We start from the raw sequence: 19,128 nt of genomic DNA, 5'->3' as shown, positions 1-19,128 counted from the left end.
AAAACCTCCGCGAGGTGTTCTCCCTCGGATCAGGGCAGCGTCAGGATCTCCGCCCCGGTGTCCGTGACCACCAGCGTGTGCTCGAACTGCGCGGTCCGCTTGCGGTCCTTCGTGACCACCGTCCAGCCGTCCTCCCACATGTCGTACTCGTGGGTGCCCAGGGTCAGCATCGGCTCGATGGTGAAGGTCATCCCGGGCTCGATGACGGTGGTGGCGTGCGGGCTGTCGTAGTGCGGGACGATCAGGCCGGAGTGGAAGGAGGAGTTGATCCCGTGACCGGTGAAGTCCCGGACGACGCCGTAGCCGAAGCGCTTCGCGTACGACTCGATGACCCGGCCGATGATGTTGATCTGCCGGCCCGGCCTGACGGCCTTGATGGCCCGGTTCAGGGCCTCGCGGGTGCGCTCCACGAGCAGCCGCGACTCCTCGTCCACGTCACCGCACAGGTACGTGGCGTTGTTGTCGCCGTGCACCCCGCCGATGTACGCGGTCACGTCGAGGTTGACGATGTCGCCGTCCCGCAGGACGGTCGAGTCGGGGATCCCGTGACAGATCACCTCGTTGAGCGAGGAACACAGGGACTTCGGGAAACCGCGGTAGCCCAGCGTCGAGGGGTAGGCACCGTGGTCGCACATGTACTCGTGGGCGACCCGGTCCAGCTCGTCGGTGGTCACCCCCGGCGCGATCAGCTTGGCGGCCTCTTCCATCGCCTGGGCGGCGATCCGGCCGGCGATGCGCATGGCCTCGATGGTCTCGGGCGTCTGCACCTCCGGTCCGGTGTACGGAGTGGGCGCGGGCTTGCCCACGTACTCGGGCCGGCGGATGTTTCCGGGAACGGAACGGACGGGAGTGAGCTCGCCTGGTACGAGCAGCGACTGGCCAGACATACGAGCGAGTGTATCGAGCGGGTATGGGGCAGCATGGCGACAGAAGAGAGGAGCCTGACGATGGCCCTGTTCAAGAAGCGCCAGGTGGGCAAACCCGGCGAGTGGTACTACTGCCTGGTCCACAAGAAGGTCGAGGAAGGCCCCGAGTGCCCGGCGAAGGACCGTTTCGGGCCCTACGCGACACCCGAAGAGGCGAACCACGCCATGGAGACCGCGCAGGAGCGCAATCTCGAATGGCAGAACGACCCCAAATGGAACGACAAGACGCGCGAGGGCGAAGAAGGTACGGGCACGGCCTAGGCCTACCAGCGGCTGGGCGGCGGCGCGGCCAGCTGGTCGGCCAGCCGCGCCAGCCGGTCGCGGAACCGCCGCGGCCCGCGCTGGACCGGCAGGCTGTTTTCCCCGGCCGCCGCGCTGACCAGGTGCTGCACCGTGTCCAGGTCCAGCTCGGCGGCCCCGTCCGGTACGGACAGCACCTCGTGCGCGAGCGTCCCGAGATCCGGGTCCCCGCCGTCCAGGGACAGTACGGTCGCCCCCGCGCGCCGGGCGTCGTGCACCCGCTCCAGCAGCCGGTCCCCGGGCTGCTCCGGAGCCACCACCAGCAGGGTGTGACCGCGCCGGGCCGCCTCCAGCCGGCTCAGGCCCACCGACAGGTGCGGGGCGTCACCGGGCAGCACCTGGTGGCGTACGAGGGTGGGCGCCAGCTCCGGCAGCCCCGACCAGGCGGCCTCGTCGACCAGGTGCGCCGCCAGGTGCCAGGGCTCGTACTGCTCGGTCCCGACCAGCAACAGGTTCCCGCCGGCCGGAACCACCGACCGCCGCAGCGTCCCGGCGAACCGGCGCGCGGCGCCGGGCCACTGCGTACCGGCGAGCACCTCGCGCAGCAGCGCGACTCTCACGGCGTCCATATCGGTATCCTGCCGCATGGAAGGGACATACGGGAGCCGTTCCCCCCATCTCCCTCCAGGGCCCGCACCCGCTCCGGCATCTCCCGTATCTCCGGCATCTCCCGCCGGGCCGGGCATCTCACAGTGTCCGTGCGTTCGCGTCTGACGATCTCGCGGTTACCCTCGCCCCCATGACCTCCACAGACAGCACGCAGCAGCCCGCGCAGGCCCCCGCGAAGGCCCCCGCCAAGGACCCGTGGGACCTTCCCGACGTCTCCGGCCTCGTCGTCGGCGTCCTCGGCGGCACCGGCGACCAGGGCCGGGGCCTCGCCTACCGGCTCGCCCGCGCCGGCCAGAAGGTGATCATCGGTTCGCGCGCCGCCGACCGGGCGCGGACCGCCGCCGAGGAGCTCGGCCTCGGGGTGGAGGGCGCGGACAACGCCGAGTGCGCGCGCCGCAGCGACATCGTGATCATCGCGGTGCCGTGGGAGGGCCACGCCAAGACCCTGGAATCGCTGCGCGAGGACCTCGCCGGCAAGCTCGTGGTCGACTGCGTCAACCCGCTCGGCTTCGACAAGCAGGGCGCGTACGCCCTCCAGGTCGAAGAGGGCAGTGCGGCCCAGCAGGCCGCCGCCCTCCTGCCGGACTCCCGCGTCACGGCCGCCTTCCACCACCTCTCGGCGGTGCTCCTCCAGGACGAGTCGATCGACGAGATCGACACCGATGTGATGGTCCTCGGCGAGGTCCGCGCCGACACCGACATCGTGCAGGCCCTCGCCGGCCGGATCCCGGGCATGCGCGGCGTCTTCGCGGGCCGCCTGCGCAATGCCCACCAGGTCGAGTCGCTGGTGGCCAACCTGATCTCCACCAACCGCCGCTACAAGGCCCACGCCGGCCTGCGCGTCACGGACGTCTGAGCCGCCCGGCCACCCGTCCCGCCGCCCTCCACGGACCCGGCGGCCCGGGTGGCCCCGCGCCGGGCCTCGCTCTCGGCCGGTCGTCCGCCGCGCCGCCTCAGCCGCGCCGGCCGCCGCGCCCCTCGACCGGGCCCAGCTGCGCCACCACACCGTGGTAGAAGCGCTCCACGGCATCGTCCACGCTGCGGATGAACCCGGACTCCGTGTTCCCGCGCGTGCTGCCCATTCCCTTGAGCAGCGACAGCCGGAAACCGACGACGGCCGATCCGTCCGCGGGCAGCAGATCGCCCGGCTCGGGCCGCAGCCGCTCCAGCGTCCCCCGCGGCCCGCTCCCCGGACCCGCCCCGGCGCCCGGCCCCGCGTCGAGGAGACTCTCCACGTGCAGGTCCGCCGGTGCCTCGGCGAGCAGCCTGAGCAGCCGCTTCACCGTGACCAGCGGGTACGCGCCCTCCGGCGCCGGCACGTCCACGGACGTCCGCACCTTGGAGGTCCTGAGGTCGGCGCTCACCGCGATGACACTGCTGGTCCCGTCGACGCGCAGCTCCGCGGAGAGCTTCCCGTCGGCACACAGCCGATCCGCCGCCGCGACCCGCCGGGCCTGCGGATCACTGCCCCGCCGGGCCCGCTGCACCGGCAGCGCCTTCTGCCCGAGCTCCCCGCCGAGCCGCAGGCAGACCTGCCGGATCAGCCGCTCCCAGCTCTCCACGACCTCCACGGTCCGGGCGTCCCCGAGGCCGAGGGTCTCGTCCTCGATGCCCTTGCGCACGGGCACCCAGGCCGCGCCCATGTTCTGAAAGCCGTGACAGCCGGACTGCTCGTGCCGCAGGTACTCCAGCAGCTCCTGGAGGAGCCAGGCGTGCGCGGCATTGCCCACGCCCTCGTGGCGGATCAGCAGCTGCGCCTGGTGGGCGACCTCGGCCCAGGACAGGTGCCAGAGGCTGACCTTGTGCTTGCGCCGGCCGTCCACCTTCACCTCCACCATGGGGCGGCCCTCCAGAGCCACGTCGTTGGAGAGGGTGATCACGGCCTCGTAGCCGCGGCGCGCGGCGATGTCCATGTACGCCTGGACCTGCTCCGCCTTGAGCGGGTTGCCGTTCGTCTTCGTCTCCACGAGCGCCGTCCACAGCTTGCCCGCGCGCTCCACCCGGATCACCCCGTCGGGCCGTCGCGGAGTGTCGCCGTGGGGGAGGGAGACCTCCGTGAAGGTCTGCATCCGGCCGGCGGGAGCGCCGAACCCGGCGGTGAGGCGGCGGCCGAACTCCGGTACCTGGGCCATGACCGACAGCAGGACGGAGGTGGCGCGCACCTCCCGTTCCCGGTCGCTCTTGAGGGAGGGGACGGGGAAGAGGCGGGCCTGGCTCCAGGAGTCGTTCTCGGCGAGGGACTTCTTGGCCACCTTGGGCAGGGTGACCTTCTTCCTGGTCGTACGGGGACTCCGGCCGCGGGTCTGCGCCGGTACGGCGACGGCCCCGGCGGGCGCGGGCCCGGAGGCGGGTTCCGCCTCGGCAACGGCCGCCGGGGTCTGCGCCGGGGCAGCGGCTTCCACCGGCTCCCCTTCACCCGCGAGCCCGGTCTCCCCGGCCGCGCCGGCCGGCTCCGCTTCCTCCGCCGGCCCTGCCTGCTCCGCCGCCTCGGCCTCCTCGGAGTCCTCCAAGACCGGGATTCCGAAGTCGGTGGCCAGTCCCGCGAGGCCGGTTTCGTACCCCTGGCCTACCGCGCGGAACTTCCACTCCTCGCCCCGCCGGTACAGCTCGCCGAAGATGAAGGCGGTCTCCACGCCCGCGTCCTCGATGGAGTAGCCGACCAGCGGTTCCCCGGAGCGGTCCGCGACCGTCATCCGCAGGTCGTCGAGGTCTCCGAAGCGCGCGCCGGCGTACCGGCTGGCCGCCACGACGATCCGCGCGACCCCCTCCGGGACCGCCGTCAGGTCCACGCTGATGCGGTCCTCGTCGCCGTTGTCGGTCGGCACCTTGCCCAGCAGCTGCACGCTTCCGTCGGCGGCCGCCGGGTTGTTGTAGAAGTAGAAGTCGTTCTCGTCGCGGATCTTGCCGTTCTCGTCCAGCAGCAGTACCGAGACATCGGCGTCGCCGGCCCCCGAAGCGCTGCTCCAGCCCAGGCTCACGACGACCGCCCCGGCGTCCTCGCTGAGGGCGGTCAGACTGACGTTCGCGCCCTTCGGGATCTCCTGCATGTGTTACCCCCCGGTCCTTCCGCACCCCCCTGCGCGGTGCGTCTGGGGCGAACCGTAGCGGCGGGGGGAGGAAAAGATCACGGGATGGCGGAAATCAGCCGGACGGGAGCACGCCGGGGCATGGGGGACACTGGAGGGGCTTGAACCGCTTCAGTGTCTTCGAGGAGCCTCCACCATGCCCCGCCTTGCCGTGTTCGCCGTCGTTCTCTGCGTCCTCGCCGTGGCCGCCGCCGTGGTCTCCTTCGTCGAGGGCAGCCTGCTCGGGATCGTGTGGGTGCTCATGGCGGGCATCACGTCCAACATGGCGTGGTTCTACGTGCGCAAGGCGAAGATCGAGAAGGCCGCGGCAGCGGCCCGCACCGCGGGCTAGGCCCTCTCCTCCGGCCGTCGTCAGGACGTCGCGCAGAAGCCGTTGGTGTCCTGCCAGAACTGGTAGAGGTCACGGCCGCAGTAGGCCTCCAGCTCGCCCACGCCCAGCGCGGACAGCACGCCGTACACCGCGTCGAAGAAGTACGCGTTGATCTCCGGGACCCACAGCAGCGCGAAGACGGCCAGCAGACCGAACGGCGCCAGCGGCGCCACCTGGCGGCGGACCGAGTGGGAGAGCCAGGGCTCGATGATGCCGTAGCCGTCCAGGCCCGGGACCGGCAGGAAGTTCAGGATCGCCGCCGAGACCTGGAGCAGGGCCAGGAAGCCGAGCGCGAAGCGGAACGGGATCGGGACCCCGTCCAGGGCGTTCAGCCAGAACGGGGCCGTGCAGACCGCGGCGAAGGCCACGTTCGTCAGCGGGCCGGCCGCCGAGATGAGGCTGTGCCGCCACCGGCCCTCGATCCGGTCGCGCTCGATGTACACCGCGCCGCCGGGGAGACCGATGCCGCCCATGATCACGAACAGCACCGGCAGGACGACGCTGAGCAGTGCGTGCGTGTACTTGAGGGGGTTCAGCGTCAGGTAGCCCTTCGAGCCGACGCTGAGGTCGCCGCTGTGCAGGGCGGTGCGGGCGTGCGCGTACTCGTGCAGGCACAGGGAGACGATCCAGGCCGCCGTGACGAAGAGGAAGACGGCCAGCCCGGTGCTGGCCGCGTACTCCGTCCACACGGCCCACCCGGTGACCGCCATGACGGCGAAGATGCCGAGGAACACGGGACTGATCCGCCGGTCGCCGCGGTCGTGAGTGCTGTACTGGCTACGGTTGCGACTGCCCTGGGAACCCATACGGCGAACCTATCCCGGAGGCGGCGCCCGAGGGGGCTCCGGGCCGGAGACAATGGGCCGGTGCGCTACGCGATGCTCGGCACCACCCAGGCCATCCGCGACGACGGGACCACGGTCCCCGTCGGCGGAGCGCGGCTGCGCGCGCTCCTGACCGCGCTCGCGCTGCGGCCGGGGCGGGCGGTGCCGGCGGCCTCGCTCATCGAGGAGGTCTGGGACGGCGACCCGCCCGCCGACGGCCCCGCGGCGCTCCAGGCGCTGGTGGGACGGCTGCGCAGGGCGCTGGGGCGCGAGGCGGTGGGGTCCGGGGAGGGCGGCTACTGGCTCGTCGCCGCCCGGGACGACATCGACCTGTACCGCTTCGAGCGGCTCGCGCGCGCCGCGGCCCAGGCCGACGCGGCGGAGGCGGCCGCCCTGTACGACGAGGCCCTCGCCCTGTGGCGGGGCGAACCGCTGAGCTCCCTGCCGGGTTCCGGGACCGGACCGGAGGCCGCCCGCTGGGAGGCGCTACGGCTGGACGCGCGCCGGGGCCGCCTGCACGCGGCGCTGGTGCTGGGGGAGGCGGAGCGGGTCCTGCCGGAGCTGACCGCGCTGTGCGCGGAGCTGCCGCTGGACGAACCCCTCCAGGCCCTGCGCATCCGCGCCCTGAGCGACGCGGGCCGCCCGGCGCAGGCGCTGGCCGCTTACGACGAGGTCCGCCGCGACCTGGCCACCCGCCTGGGCACCACCCCGGGCCCCGCCCTGCGCACCCTCCACAGGGCCCTCCTGGCCGACCCGACGCCGGACCCCCGCCGGCCCGCGCCGCCGACCGCACCCGGCCCCCTCCCCCCTGGGCCGGGCGGACCGGGCAGGACCGCCCCGACGGACGAGGCCCCCGGACGCTCCGATCAGCCGGCCGGGACCGACGGGCAGCCCGCCCGGAGCGGCCAGGACGGCCGCGGCCCCGACACCGCCCCCGTCCACGCCGTCCACCCCGCCGGGACCCCGACGGCCCGCCCGGCCCCGCCCGCCCCCGCCGCGTCCGTGCCGGGCTCCGCCGCGTCCGTGCCCGGCGCGGGGAACCTGCGGATGCGGCTGACCACCTTCGTCGGCCGGGAAGAGGACATCCGGGTCATCGGCGACGACCTCGCCCGGTCCCGGCTCGTCACCCTGCTCGGACCCGGCGGCGCCGGCAAGACCCGGCTGTCGCAGGAGGCCGCCGAGGCCCACGCACGGGCCGGCCGCGGCACGCCGCCGGACGTACGCCCCGGCACGCCGGGCGGCCCCGCCGCCGGCTGGGCCGACGGGGTGTGGTTCGTGGAGCTGGCTCCCGTGGACGATCCCGAGGACGTGCCCGAGGCCGTGCTCGCCGCGCTCGGGGCCCGGGAGACGAAGCTGCGCGGCGGCTCCGCCGAGGAGTTGCGGGTGCTGACCGAGCGCGGGGACCACCCCCTCGACCGCCTCGCGGAGCATTGCGGACGGCGCCGGATGCTGCTGATCCTCGACAACTGCGAGCACGTCGTCGACGCCGCCGCCCGCCTCGCCGAGGAAGTGCTCGCGCGCTGCCCCGGCGTACGGATCCTGGCCACCAGCCGCGAACCGCTCGGCGTGCCGGGGGAGACCCTGCGCCCGGTGGACCCGCTGCCCGATCCCGTCGCGCTGCGGCTCCTCGACGACCGGGGGGCCGCCGCCCGGGCCGGGTTCAGCGTCGACGACGATCCGGCCGCCGCCGTGGAGATCTGCCGCCGGCTCGACGGGATGCCGCTCGCCATCGAGCTGGCCGCCGCCCGGCTGCGGCTGCTCACCCCGCGCCAGATCGCCGACCGGCTGGACGACCGGTTCAGGCTGCTGACCGGCGGCTCGCGCACCCATCTGCCCCGCCAGCAGACGCTGCGCGCGGTGGTCGACTGGTCCTGGGACCTCTTGGACGAGCCCGAACGGGCCGTCCTGCGCCGGCTGTCCGTCTTCGCCGGCGGCTGTGACCTCGACGCCGCCGAGGCCGTCTGCACCGACGCCGCCGAGGGACTCGACGCCGCCGATCTCCTCGGCTCCCTCGTCGACAAGTCCCTCGTCGTCGCCGCCCCCGACGCCGTCGGCACCGGCATGCGCTACCGCCTGCTGGAGACCGTCGCCGAGTACGCCTCCGAGCGGCTCACCGAGGCAGGCGACGACCGCGGCGCCACCGAGCGCCGCCACCTCACCCACTACCGCGAACTCGCCCGCACCACGGAGCCGCTGCTCCGCGGCCACGGCCAGCGGGCCGCGGCCGACCGGATCGCCACCGAGTACGAGAACCTGCGCACCGCGCTGCGCCGGGCCGTCGCCACCCGCGATACGGGTGAGGTCCTGTGCCTGTTGCACTCCCTGGCCTGGTACTGGCAGATGCACGACCTGCGCGCCGAGATCCGGCACTGGTCCGAGGCCGCGGCCGCTCTCGGACCGGACCCCTTCGCGGAGCCGGTCGTCCCGGCCGAGCCCGTCCACGAGCGGATCGTCGACACGCCCCCGCCGTACGAGGGCGAACTCCTCACGGAAGCGTGGCGCGGCGTCCACCTGCTGCTCCTGTCCTCGCGCGACCACCACCACGAGAACTGGTCCGACCCCGTGATCCGGGACCAGGTCGCGCGGATGAACGCCGTCTACCGCCCGGGCCTGCCGCAGACCTGTCGGACCCCCGCCTCGCTGTGGATCTTCGCCGTCATGATCTCCGGGAATCCCGGCCTGTTGCTCACCGTCGCCGTGAAGACCGTGGAGACGGCCCGTGCGCTCGGCTACCGCTGGGAGCTGGCCGCCGCGCTCCAGCTGCGGGCCAACATCCTCGCCAACCGTGCGGACTGGGCCGGCGACGCCGCTCGCGACGCCGAGGAGAGCCTCGCCCTCTACGCGGCCCTGGGCGACGACTGGGGCTGCGCCGAGGCGCTCTCCGCCCGGGCCGAGGCCCGCGAGCGGTACGGCGAATACGCCCTGGCCGCCGCGGACTACCGGGCCGCGATCGAGCACGCCGGGCGGCTCGGTGCCAAGGCCCAGGTCTCGGTGCTGCGCGTGCGGATGGCCGGCGCCCTGGCCGAGGACGGCCACCTGGAAGAGGCGGAGGAGCTCCTCACCTCACTCCTCGGCGGCAGCCTCGCCCAGTTCGGCGACGAGGCCGTGCCCGCCGGGCGCATGTTCCTCGCCACCGTCTACGGCCGTACCGGTCGGGTCGCCGAGGCGCGCGCCCAGCTCCAGTCGCTGCGCGAGGACTTCGCCGCGGGCGCCTTCGCCATATTCGACGGCTTCCTCCTCGGCATTCTGGCCTGGCTGGACAACGAGGAGGGCAAGTACGAGAACGCCCTCGGCATGACCCGGGAGGCCATGGACACCGTCCAGGCCCCGCTGGCCATGATGATCGCCCCGCACATGCGGATCACCTACCTGGTGACGGCCGCCCGAGCGCTCGCCGGGCTGGGCGGTCCGGAGCGGGTGCGCGATGCCACCCGGCTGCTCGGCGCCTACCGCGCGCTGGTACCGCCGGGCCATCACCCGGTCACCATCGAGCGCGCGGACGCCGAGTTCGTCGAGCGCCAGTGCCGGGACGAGCTCGGCGGCGCCGCGTACGAGGCGGCGTACGCCGAAGGCGGCGGCCTCACCCTGGAGGAGGCCACCGCCCTCATCTGATCCGGTTCTCCCCGTGGGGGGTCCGTCCGGGACGCGATCCGGAACGGACCGGTCCGCGGATCAGGTCTTCTGGCGGAACTTCCGCACGGCGAGCGGCATGGTCACCAGCGTGATGCCGACCGACCAGGCCAGCGTGATCCACACGGAGTTGCCGAGCGGTGTCCCGTTGATCAGGGCGCGGGCCGCGTCGGCCAGGTTGGACAGCGGGTTGACGTCGGTGAAGCTCTGGAGCCAGCCGGGCATCGTCGTCGTCGGGGCGAAGATCGAGCTGCCGAACTGCAGCGGCATCAGGACCAGCATCGCCATGCCCTGGACGGCCTGCGGGGTCTTCATGGTGAGGCCCAGCAGGATGAAGATCCACATGAGCGAGGAGCCGAAGACGGCCGCGAGTCCGACGGACAGGAGCAGGTCCAGCACGGAGGTCTTGATCGACAGGCCGAGCAGGAAGCCCATGCCCAGCAGGATGGTGATGGCGACCATCATCCGGCCGAGCTCGACCACGATCTTGGCGATGAGCACCGAGGAGCGGGCGATCGGCATGGACCGGAAGCGGTCCATCACGCCCTTCTTGAAGTCGTCGTTGACCCCGGTGCCGACACCCATGGCGATGTTCATGCCCATCATCGCCATCAGGCCCGGGACGAGGTAGTTGACGTAGTCGCCCTGGTTGCCCTTGCCCGCGATCGCGCCGCCGAAGACGAACACGAACAGCAGCGTGAAGATGATCGGCATGAACAGGACGTCGAACATCGACTCCGGGTCCTGCTTGATCTGCAGGACGTTGCGCCGCGCCAGGGCGCCGATGTGCCGCAGGTTGCCCCGCAGACCGATCCGGCCCTCGTCCGCGAGGACGGGCCCGCCGGCCGGGGCTGCCGCGGTGGGGCTGGGCTTCGTCGTGGTTACGGTACTCATGCCGCGACCTCCTCGGTCTTCTGGTGGGGGATGGACTCCTCGACGGAGTCCTCGGCGGCGGGCTTCTGCCCGGTGATGGACAGGAACACCTCGTCCAGGCTGGGCAGGTAGGTGCTGATGTCGGAGATCCCGTACCCGCGGGCGGCCAGCAGGCCCACCACGGCGGTCAGCTGCTCGTCGGCCAGGATCGGCACCAGCAGGGCGCCCTCGTCCGGGACGGCCTGGGAACCGGCGACCCCGTCCAGACCGGCCTCCGCCAGGGAGCGGGCCATGCCGGGCAGCTCGGCCGGGTCGGTCGGGCGGATCCGCAGGGTGCGGCCGCCGACGCGGGCCTTCAGCTCGTCGACCTTGCCGTTGGCGATGACCTTGCCCTTGTCGATGACCGTCAGCTCGTTCGCGAGCTGCTCGGCCTCCTCCATGTACTGGGTGGTGAGCAGCACGGTGGCCCCCTCGGAGACCATCCGCTGCACCTCGTCCCACACCTCGTTGCGGGTGCGCGGGTCCAGACCGGTGGTCGGCTCGTCCAGGTACAGCACGGCCGGGCTGCCGATCATCGAGGCGGCCAGGTCGAGCCGGCGCCGCATGCCGCCGGAGTAGGTCATCACGGCCTTCTTGGCGGCGTCCGTGAGGGAGAAGCGCTCCAGCAGTTCGTCCGCGCGGCTGCGGGAGTCCTTGCGGGACAGGTCCAGCAGGCGGCCGATCATGTAGAGGTTCTCCCAGCCGGAGAGCTTCTCGTCGACCGAGGCGTACTGGCCGGTCAGGCCTATGGTCCGGCGCAGCTGGCGGGGCTGGCGGACCACGTCGAAGCCGGCGACCCGGGCGGTGCCGGCGTCGGGGGTGATCAGGGTGGAGAGGATGCGGACCAGGGTGGTCTTGCCGGCCCCGTTGGGGCCGAGGACCCCGAGGACGGTTCCCTCGCGGACATCGAGGTCCACACCGTCGAGGGCCTTGGTCTCGCCGTAGTGCTTGACCAGCCCCCGGACCTCTACGGCGTTCGAGCCGTTCAGGGGATTCTTGTCGTTTCGCGTCATGTCCACCATGGGACCAGACGCCACTGACAAAGCGCCTACAGGTGACCTACAGGCCACCGACAGGGTCACCGACGGCCCGCCCGGGCAGCACCGACAGGACGTCGGCGGGTCCGCGGGCGGGCCCATCGCGAGGGATCGGGCGGACTAGCGGACTAGTGGAAGGCGTGCTGCTCCTGCGGGAACGTTCCGCCGACCACGTCCTCGGCGAAGGCCTTCGCCGCGTCGCCCATGGTGGCGCGGAGGTTCGCGTACTGCTTGACGAACTTCGGCATCTTGCCGCCGGTCAGCCCCATCATGTCCGTCCACACCAGCACCTGCGCGTCGCACTCCGCGCCCGCGCCGATGCCGACCGTCGGGATGTGCAGGGACCGGGTGACCTCGGCGGCCAGCTCGGCCGGGACCAGCTCCAGGACCACCGCGAAGGCGCCCGCGTCCTGCGCCGCCTTCGCGTCGCGCAGCAGCCGGTGCGCGGCCTCGTCGCCGCGGCCTTGCACCCGGTAGCCCATGGCGTTCACGGACTGCGGGGTCAGGCCCAGGTGGGACATGACGGGGATGCCCGACTGCACGATCAGCTCGGTCTGGGCCAGCGAGCGCTCGCCGCCCTCCAGCTTCACCGCTCCGACCCCGGCCTCCTTGACGAGCCGGGTGGCGCTGCGCAGCGCCTGCACGGGGCCCTCCTGGTAGGAGCCGAAGGGCAGGTCGCCGATGATCAGGGCCCGGCTGGTGCCGCGTACGACGGCCGCCGACAGCAGGGTCATCTCGTCCATCGTCACCGGGACGGTGGTCTCGTAGCCGAGGTGACAGTTGCCCATCGAGTCGCCGACGAGCATGACCGGGATGCCGGCCTCGTCGAACACGGACGCCGTCATGGCGTCGTAGGCGGTGAGCATGGGCCACTTCTCGCCGCGTTCCTTGGCGAGGGTGAGGTCGCGGACGGTGATGCGCCGGGTGCCCGTGCCTCCGTACAGGGTGGGGGAGGAGGCTTCGCGGGCAGGCGAAACGGCATGCGTCATTGCAACTGCTCCTTGATGTTCATCTCGAGGCACCCTTACGGCGTCCCCGGACTCACCACCATGGTGGCACTCCCGGGGCCCGGGCGGGAAGTGGCACGAGCCACGTGCGAGGTCCCGTTCGCCGGGCGGCCGGGCCCGCGGGGCAATGTGCGCGTTTGGTGACAACCGGAACCCCGGCCGCTGGGACGTTCGTCCTCCCGGACGTACGGTCGACACAATCGGCGCGGAACCCTCCGTCCATCGCCTAGGGTCAAGAGGCGGGGACGGAGCGCGAGCACGGCAGCGAGGGCAGTGGCATGGCACAGGCGTACATGACGGAGACGGGGAGCAACGGCTCGGAGCCCGAGCCCTCCCGAGTGGGTCTCCGGCGCCGGCTGGCCGAACTGCGGCGGGATCCGGGCATCTGGCGCCGCGGGATCGTGCTCGCCGCGCTCGCCCTGCTGATCTCGCTGGTCATGATCTTCCACGCCGAGCTGCCCAACGACATCGGCAACCTCGGCAGCCTCACCGAGACCTTCCTGCCCTGGCTGGGCCTGGCCGTCCCGCTGCTGTTCGCCGCCGCGCTCTTCCGCAAGTCCGCGACCGCGCTGATCGCGATACTGCTGACCGCCGCGGTCTGGGCGAACCTCTTCGGAGGCCTGGTCACCGACAAGGCGCGGACCGGCGGGAACCTCACGGTCGCCACCCACAACGTCGACGCCGACAACGCCGACCCCGCCGGCACCGCCGCCTCGGTCGCCGGGGCCGGAGCCGACGTCCTGGCCCTGACCGAGCTCAAGGGCAGCGTCGTCCCCGTGTACGAGAAGGCCCTCGAGGGGACCTACAAGTACCACTCGGTCGAAGGCACCGTCGGGCTCTGGAGCAAGTACCCGCTGGTGTCCAGCAAGCCCGTGGACATCAAGATGGGCTGGACCCGGGCCATGCGCGCCACCGTCAAGACCCCCTACGGAGACGTGGCCGCCTTCGTGGCGCACCTCCCCTCGGTCCGGGTCAAGCTCAACGCCGGCTTCACCGCCAACCAGCGCGACAACAGCGCCGACGCCCTCGGCGCCGCGCTCGCCGCCGAACCGCTGCAGCGGGTCATCCTGCTCGGCGACCTCAACGGAACGGTCAACGACCGGGCCCTGTCCGAGGTCACCTCGCAGCTGCGTTCCACCCAGGGAGCGTCCGGCGACGGCTTCGGCTTCAGCTGGCCCGCGCAGTTCCCGATGGCCCGCATCGACCAGATCCTGGTCCGCGGGGTCACCCCCGAGGCCTCCTGGACCCTGCCCCGCACGGGCAGCGACCACCTCCCCATCGCGGCCCGGGTCACCGTCCGGCCGTAAGGGCGCCCCTGCTGCGGACCGGCAGGGTCGACTGGAACCCGGCCTCCTCGCTGCTCGGGGGGGCCGCGCTGCTGGTGACGGCCGTGACCGTGCTGGTGGTCGCCCTGCTGCGCGACCACCAGCGTCACCCCGCGGGCGTCACGCCCGCTCGCGCCAGCCGTTCGTGATGGGCAGCCGGCGGTCCTTGCCGAAGCCCTTCGCGGAGATCTTCGTGCCCGGCGGGTACTGCCGGCGCTTGTACTCGGCGGTGTCCACCATCCGCAGCGTCTTCGCGACCAGCTCGGGGTCGTAGCCCGCCGCCACGATCGCCTCCAGGCCCTGGTCACGGTCCACGTACAGCTCCAGGATCCCGTCGAGCACGGGGTAGTCCGGCAGCGAGTCCGTGTCCACCTGCCCGGGGCGCAGTTCGGCGCTCGGCGGCTTGACGATGGAGTTCTCCGGGATCGGCGGGGTCTCGCCGCGCTCGGCCGCCGCCCGGTTGCGGTACTCGGCGAGCCGGAAGACGTCCGTCTTGTACACGTCCTTGATGGGGCCGTACGCGCCCACCGAGTCCCCGTACAGCGTGGAGTAGCCGACGGCCAGCTCCGACTTGTTGCCCGGGGCCAGCACGATGTGGCCCTCCTGGTTGGAGAGCGCCATCAGCAGGGTGCCGCGCAGCCGGGACTGGAGGTTCTCCTCGGCGAGGCCGGTCAGGCCCAGCGCACCCATGTACGCGTCGAACATCGGCTCGATCGACACGGTCCGGAAGTTCAGGCCGGTCCGCGTCGCCAGCTCGGCCGCGTCGCCCCGGGAGTGCTCCGAGGAGTACTTGGACGGCATCGAGACGCCGTACACGTTCTGCGCGCCGATCGCGTCGCAGGCGATCGCGGCGACGAGAGCCGAGTCGATGCCGCCGGACAGGCCGATCAGGACCGACCGGAACCCGTTCTTGCGCACGTACGCGCGCAGCCCCACGACCAGCGCGTCGTAGATCTCCTCGTCGTCCTCCAGCCGGTCGGCGTAACCGCCCGTCACGACCGGCTCGTACGGCTCCACCGGCTCCTCGGTGAGGATCACCCGGTCGATGCGCAGGCCGTCGTCCACGATCCCCTCGACGGGGGTCGCCGAGGCGGCCGGCAGGTCCAGGTCGACCAGGACGCAGCCCTCGGAGAACTGCGGGGCGCGCGCGATGACCTCGCCCGCGGAGTCGACGACGATCGAGTCCCCGTCGAAGACCAGCTCGTCCTGGCCGCCGATCATCGCCAGGTACGCGAGGGTGCAGCCGGCCTCCTGGGCGCGCTTGCGCACCAGTTCCAGGCGGAGGTCGTCCTTGTTGCGCTCGTACGGGGAGGCGTTGACCGAGATCAGCAGCCCGGCCCCGGCGGAGCGGGTGGCGGGGACGCGCCCGCCCTCCTGCCAGAGGTCCTCGCAGATGGCCAGGGCCACGTCCACGCCCCGCACCCGGATCACCGGCTGGGTGTCGCCCGGCACGAAGTACCGGAACTCGTCGAAGACCCCGTAGTTGGGGAGGTGGTGCTTGCCGAAGCGCAGGACGACCTGCCCGCCGTACAGCACGGCGGCCGCGTTCTCCGGGGACCCGGCCGGGCGGCCGAGCCGGGGCGCGGCCTTCTCCGTACGGTCGAGGTAGCCGACGACGACCGGGAGGTCCCCGAACCCTTCGGCCGCCAGGCGCCGCGCGAGGTCGAGCAGCGCCGTACGGGAGGCCTCGACGAAGGAGCCGCGCAGGGCGAGGTCCTCGACGGGGTACCCGGTCAGCACCATCTCCGGAAACGCCACCAGGTGGGCGCCCTGTTCGGCGGAGTGCCGGGTCCAGTGGACTACCGAGTCGGCATTGGCGGCGATGTTGCCGACCTGCGAGTCGATCTGATTCAGAGCGAGGCGTAGTTGAGGCACGCGGCCCAGTCTAATCGTCTTTCTGACGCGATGTCCTGGGAGTCGCCGCAGTCGCCGGTGTCGCGCCGGTTCAGCTACCGGTTCAGCCGCCCGTTCGGCCGCCCGCTCAGCCGCCGATCGGGCCGCTCCAGATCGCCTCGTCGTACTCGAAGCCGGGCGCCATCTCGAAGTGCAGGCTCTTGGTGCCCTCGGGCACGATGAAGGCGAAGGTGCCGGTCATCGACTCGCCGGCCAGGACCGAGCCCTTGAACATCTTCGGTACGGAGCCGTCGAAGACCATCTCGGCCTCCGTGCCCTGGTCGTCGCGGGCGTGCGGCAGGGACAGGCTGACGTCGAGCGCGGCCCCCGAGTTGTTGACGATCTTCACCTTCACCTTGACCGCGTTGCCGTTGCGGGCCTCGTCCGGGATGGCCGTCGAGGACGGCTTGTACGGGACCGCGCTCTGCACGGTGACCTGGACCCCGTCCGAGTAGGTGTAGGGCTTGCCCCAGGCCAGGGCCGAGGTCCTGCCCGGGATGTCGGAGGGCGAGGGCTTGGGGGCGGGGGCCGTCGGGGTCGCGGGGGAGTCCGGCTCGTAGTCGTAGTCGTAGTCGTCATCGGAGTCGTAGCGCGAGCGGTTGTCGGCGATGTTCTTGTCGATCTCGTCGATGACGCGCGTGGTGATGAACCAGCCGCCGACGGAGGCGGCGAGGCCGAGGACGGCGAGCGCGGTGCCGATCACGGCCATCGTCCCGCGCGGAGCTCCCTTGCGGGACTTGACGACGCCCGCGATGCCCAGGCCGACGCCGGTCACCGCGAGGAGGGCGCCGGCCCAGAAGAAGAAGGGGATGAGGCCGACGAAGATGCCGAACACCCCGAGGAGCAGGGCGGCGACGGCCAGGCCGTTCGTGGGGGCCGGGGGCGGCGGGAAACCGGGCACCTGCGGGCCGCCCGGGTAGCCGTAGCCGCCGCCGGGCGCGGCCCAGGGGTTGCCGGGGGCGGGTGCTCCGGGAGCGCCCGGGGCGCCGTACGGGGCTCCCCACGCGGGCGCCGGGGGAGCGGTCGCGGCCGCCGGGGCGGGGGTGACCGGAGCGAAGGCGCCGGGGGCGGGGGCGGAGGCGGGTGCGGGGGCCGCCGGGTCGGCGTCCGCGGGCTCGGCCGGGTTCTCCGCCGGCTTCTCCGCCGGGTTCTCCGCCGCCGTCCCGGTCAGGTCCGGGGCGGGGGTGAGGGGCTGGGACGGTGTCAGGGCCGGGGGCTTGTCGAGGGACAGGGGCTGCGCGGGCGCCGGTATGGGAGCCGCCGCCTCGGGTATGGGCGTGCCCGCGGGCTCCGTCGGCGGGCCGGACGGGGTGCTGGGCGGGTTCGGCGGGGTGCTCATACCGGCGGGGAGTCCTTCAGGTCGCAATCGGCGCGTGACGATCACCAGCCTGTCATGGAATCCGAGCCCCCCGCCGGGCATTTCGGCCCCCTACGGGCCCCCGCGGCCGGGCCGGTGGCGCGCGCGGAACGACGCGCCACCGGCCGGTCGGGTACGGGATCCGGCTAGCTCCGGTAGCCGAGCACGGTCATCATCCCGGCCTCCGAGTGGTAGACGTTGTGGCAATGCACCATCCACAGACCGGGATTGTCGGCGTCGAAGTCCACCGTCAGTTTCCCGTTCGGGAGCACCACCGCCGTGTCCTTGCGGGCTCCGCCCGCCCCGCCGCCGAGGGCGAAGGTGTGCCCGTGCAGGTGGAGCGGATGCCACATCGTTGTGGAATTGTCGAACTCCAGCCGGACCCGTTCGCCCGCCTTCACCGGGTGCCGCTGGTCCGGGGCGTACGGCTTGCCGTCGAAGGCCCAGTCGTACGTCGCCATGCCGCCGGTCAACTTGATCCGCACCGTGCGGTCCGGTTCGCGCATGGCCAGGGCCACCGGCTCCGCGGCCTTCAACGCGTCCGCCGTCAGGGGCCGCCCGGACAGTTCGGCGGGCCGGGTCGCGGCCGTCGGCGCCGCCCCCGAACCGGTGCGCAGCACCGCGAGCGCCGACGCCGCGTCACCCTTGCCCTCGGCGAGCGCGGTCAGCGGGAACACCCCGTCGCCCGCCGTCACCAGGACGTCGTAGCGCTCGCCCATGCCCAGCAGCAGGGAGCGGGCGGCCGCGTGCTCGACGGGGAAGCCGTCGGTGTGGGTGACCGTGAACTCGTGGCCGCCCAGGGCGATCCGGAAGGCGGTGTCCCCGCCCGCGTTGATGATCCGGAGCCGGATCCGGTCACCGGGGCGGGCGGTGAAGACCGTGGGGTCCTCGGGGGTGCGGCCGTTGACCAGGTAGTGCGGGTACGCGACATCGCCCGGGTCCCTGCCGAGGACCTCGCTGACTCCGCCCATCAGGACTCGCGACGGGCCGCCGCTCGCGGCGGGCGCGGGCGTGCCCATGGCGTGGGAGCCGGAGCCGGATCCGGCTCCGTGTCCTGAGTGGCCGCCGCCGCCCGGGCTCGGGTCCATGCCCTTGCGGAGTTCGCCGAGCACGGCGTCGGGCGTCGAGCCGTCGACCCCGTCGAGCCAGTCGTCGAGTACGACCACCCACTCCTTGTCGTAGGAGAGGGGCTCCCTGGGGTCCTCGACGATCAGCGGCGCGTACAGGCCGCGGTCCTGCTGGACCCCCGAGTGCGGGTGGAACCAGTACGTCCCGGGGTGCGGGACGGCGAACTCGTACGCGAACGAGCCGCCCGGGGCGATGTCCCGCTGGGTCAGCCCCGGTACCCCGTCCATGTCGTTGCGCAGCGCCAGACCGTGCCAGTGCATCGAGGTGGCTTCGGGGAGGTTGTTGGCCAGGGTCAGGGCGAGGGTGCCGCCCGCGGTGGCCCGTACCTCCTGGCCCGGGAGCCGGTCCCCGTACGCCCACGAGCGGACGGTGCGGCCGGCGCCGAGGTCGAGCGGGGTGGCGGTGGCCGTCAGCCGGACCTCGGTGCGCGGCCCGGTGGCCTTGCGGGCGGCCTCGGCGGCCCGGACCTCGGCGCCGGCCGGGGCCACGTAGCCGCCGGGGGCGGGTGAGGCGGCCCCCTTGCCGGTGGCCCCGGCGCCGTGGTCCATGCCGGCCATGCCGGAGCCCGAACAGGCGGCGAGCAGCCCGGAGCCGGCGAGGGCGGCGCCGGCGCCGAGGACGGCGCGGCGGGAGGGAGAGGGGGAAACAGGAGTGCGCGCGGAAGAAGAGCGCATGGCGGAACACCTCGTGATGGTCTGAGGCGGGCAGGTGGGCACCGTCTGCC

General features: G+C 72.8%; 15 protein-coding genes. 5 read left to right on the top strand and 10 right to left on the bottom strand.

The annotated features are described in order from the left end of the window. Nucleotides 1–29 precede the first annotated feature (29 nt). A complete protein-coding gene (gene map, locus ACFYYB_RS08920) occupies nucleotides 30–887 on the bottom strand; it encodes a type I methionyl aminopeptidase (RefSeq protein WP_327307005.1) in 858 nt (285 codons plus the stop codon). Between the two features lie 60 nt (nucleotides 888–947). Between map and ACFYYB_RS08915 the strand changes: the two genes are divergently transcribed. After that, nucleotides 948–1,187 carry a hypothetical protein gene (locus tag ACFYYB_RS08915; protein ID WP_389434123.1) on the top strand — a complete coding sequence of 80 codons (240 nt, stop codon included), beginning with the start codon at nucleotides 948–950 and terminating at the stop codon, nucleotides 1,185–1,187. Nucleotides 1,188–1,189: 2 nt separating this feature from the next. On the opposite strand, the gene ACFYYB_RS08910 is transcribed toward ACFYYB_RS08915, so the two are convergent. Then, nucleotides 1,190–1,795: a hypothetical protein gene (locus ACFYYB_RS08910; RefSeq protein ID WP_327307006.1), complete on the bottom strand. Its 606-nt coding sequence runs from the start codon at nucleotides 1,793–1,795 to the stop codon at nucleotides 1,190–1,192. 170 nt (nucleotides 1,796–1,965) lie between these two features. On the opposite strand from ACFYYB_RS08910, the gene npdG reads away from it, so the two are divergent. After that, nucleotides 1,966–2,691 (top strand): NADPH-dependent F420 reductase, encoded by a 726-nt coding sequence (gene npdG, locus ACFYYB_RS08905; RefSeq protein ID WP_389434122.1) that lies wholly within the window; start codon nucleotides 1,966–1,968, stop codon nucleotides 2,689–2,691. A 97-nt stretch (nucleotides 2,692–2,788) separates the two neighbouring features. On the opposite strand, the gene ACFYYB_RS08900 is transcribed toward npdG, so the two are convergent. Continuing rightward, a complete protein-coding gene (locus tag ACFYYB_RS08900) occupies nucleotides 2,789–4,882 on the bottom strand; it encodes a TerD family protein (protein WP_389434121.1) in 2,094 nt (697 codons plus the stop codon). Between the two features lie 175 nt (nucleotides 4,883–5,057). Here ACFYYB_RS08900 and ACFYYB_RS08895 point away from each other — a divergent pair, with 175 nt between their 5' ends. Next, nucleotides 5,058–5,252: a hypothetical protein gene (locus tag ACFYYB_RS08895; RefSeq protein ID WP_250743664.1), complete on the top strand. Its 195-nt coding sequence runs from the start codon at nucleotides 5,058–5,060 to the stop codon at nucleotides 5,250–5,252. A gap of 20 nt (nucleotides 5,253–5,272) precedes the next feature. On the opposite strand, the gene ACFYYB_RS08890 is transcribed toward ACFYYB_RS08895, so the two are convergent. Next, a complete protein-coding gene (locus tag ACFYYB_RS08890; RefSeq protein ID WP_389434119.1) occupies nucleotides 5,273–6,097 on the bottom strand; it encodes a site-2 protease family protein in 825 nt (274 codons plus the stop codon). Nucleotides 6,098–6,169: 72 nt separating this feature from the next. On the opposite strand from ACFYYB_RS08890, the gene ACFYYB_RS08885 reads away from it, so the two are divergent. Continuing rightward, complete coding sequence (locus ACFYYB_RS08885; RefSeq protein ID WP_389434970.1) at nucleotides 6,170–9,727, top strand: BTAD domain-containing putative transcriptional regulator; 3,558 nt, start codon at nucleotides 6,170–6,172, stop codon at nucleotides 9,725–9,727. Between the two features lie 60 nt (nucleotides 9,728–9,787). On the opposite strand, the gene ACFYYB_RS08880 is transcribed toward ACFYYB_RS08885, so the two are convergent. The 3 genes from ACFYYB_RS08880 to panB form a co-directional block, all read right to left on the bottom strand. Continuing rightward, a complete protein-coding gene (locus ACFYYB_RS08880; RefSeq protein WP_389434117.1) occupies nucleotides 9,788–10,639 on the bottom strand; it encodes an ABC transporter permease in 852 nt (283 codons plus the stop codon). Beyond that, on the bottom strand, nucleotides 10,636–11,679 hold the full coding sequence (locus ACFYYB_RS08875; RefSeq protein ID WP_389434116.1) for an ATP-binding cassette domain-containing protein: 1,044 nt from the start codon (nucleotides 11,677–11,679) through the stop codon (nucleotides 10,636–10,638). Before ACFYYB_RS08875 ends, ACFYYB_RS08880 begins: the two co-directional genes overlap by 4 nt. A gap of 143 nt (nucleotides 11,680–11,822) precedes the next feature. Continuing rightward, nucleotides 11,823–12,683, bottom strand: coding sequence for a 3-methyl-2-oxobutanoate hydroxymethyltransferase (gene panB, locus ACFYYB_RS08870; protein ID WP_389434114.1), 861 nt, complete (start codon nucleotides 12,681–12,683; stop codon nucleotides 11,823–11,825). A gap of 296 nt (nucleotides 12,684–12,979) precedes the next feature. Between panB and ACFYYB_RS08865 the strand changes: the two genes are divergently transcribed. Next, nucleotides 12,980–14,008 (top strand): endonuclease/exonuclease/phosphatase family protein, encoded by a 1,029-nt coding sequence (locus ACFYYB_RS08865; protein ID WP_389434112.1) that lies wholly within the window; start codon nucleotides 12,980–12,982, stop codon nucleotides 14,006–14,008. A 138-nt stretch (nucleotides 14,009–14,146) separates the two neighbouring features. Here ACFYYB_RS08865 and ACFYYB_RS08860 read toward each other — a convergent pair whose 3' ends face one another. From ACFYYB_RS08860 to ACFYYB_RS08850, 3 genes are all read right to left on the bottom strand, one after another. Further along, complete coding sequence (locus ACFYYB_RS08860) at nucleotides 14,147–15,901, bottom strand: NAD+ synthase (protein WP_389434110.1); 1,755 nt, start codon at nucleotides 15,899–15,901, stop codon at nucleotides 14,147–14,149. Nucleotides 15,902–16,007: 106 nt separating this feature from the next. Beyond that, nucleotides 16,008–17,258, bottom strand: coding sequence for a DUF4190 domain-containing protein (locus ACFYYB_RS08855; RefSeq protein ID WP_389434109.1), 1,251 nt, complete (start codon nucleotides 17,256–17,258; stop codon nucleotides 16,008–16,010). 164 nt (nucleotides 17,259–17,422) lie between these two features. After that, a complete protein-coding gene (locus tag ACFYYB_RS08850) occupies nucleotides 17,423–19,078 on the bottom strand; it encodes a multicopper oxidase family protein (RefSeq protein ID WP_389434107.1) in 1,656 nt (551 codons plus the stop codon). Nucleotides 19,079–19,128 lie beyond the last annotated feature (50 nt).

The sequence above is a fragment of the Streptomyces sp. NPDC002886 genome (genome assembly GCF_042888445.1).
Classification (GTDB): Bacteria; Actinomycetota; Actinomycetes; order Streptomycetales; family Streptomycetaceae; genus Streptomyces.
This window is presented reverse-complemented; position numbering and strand designations above follow the sequence as displayed.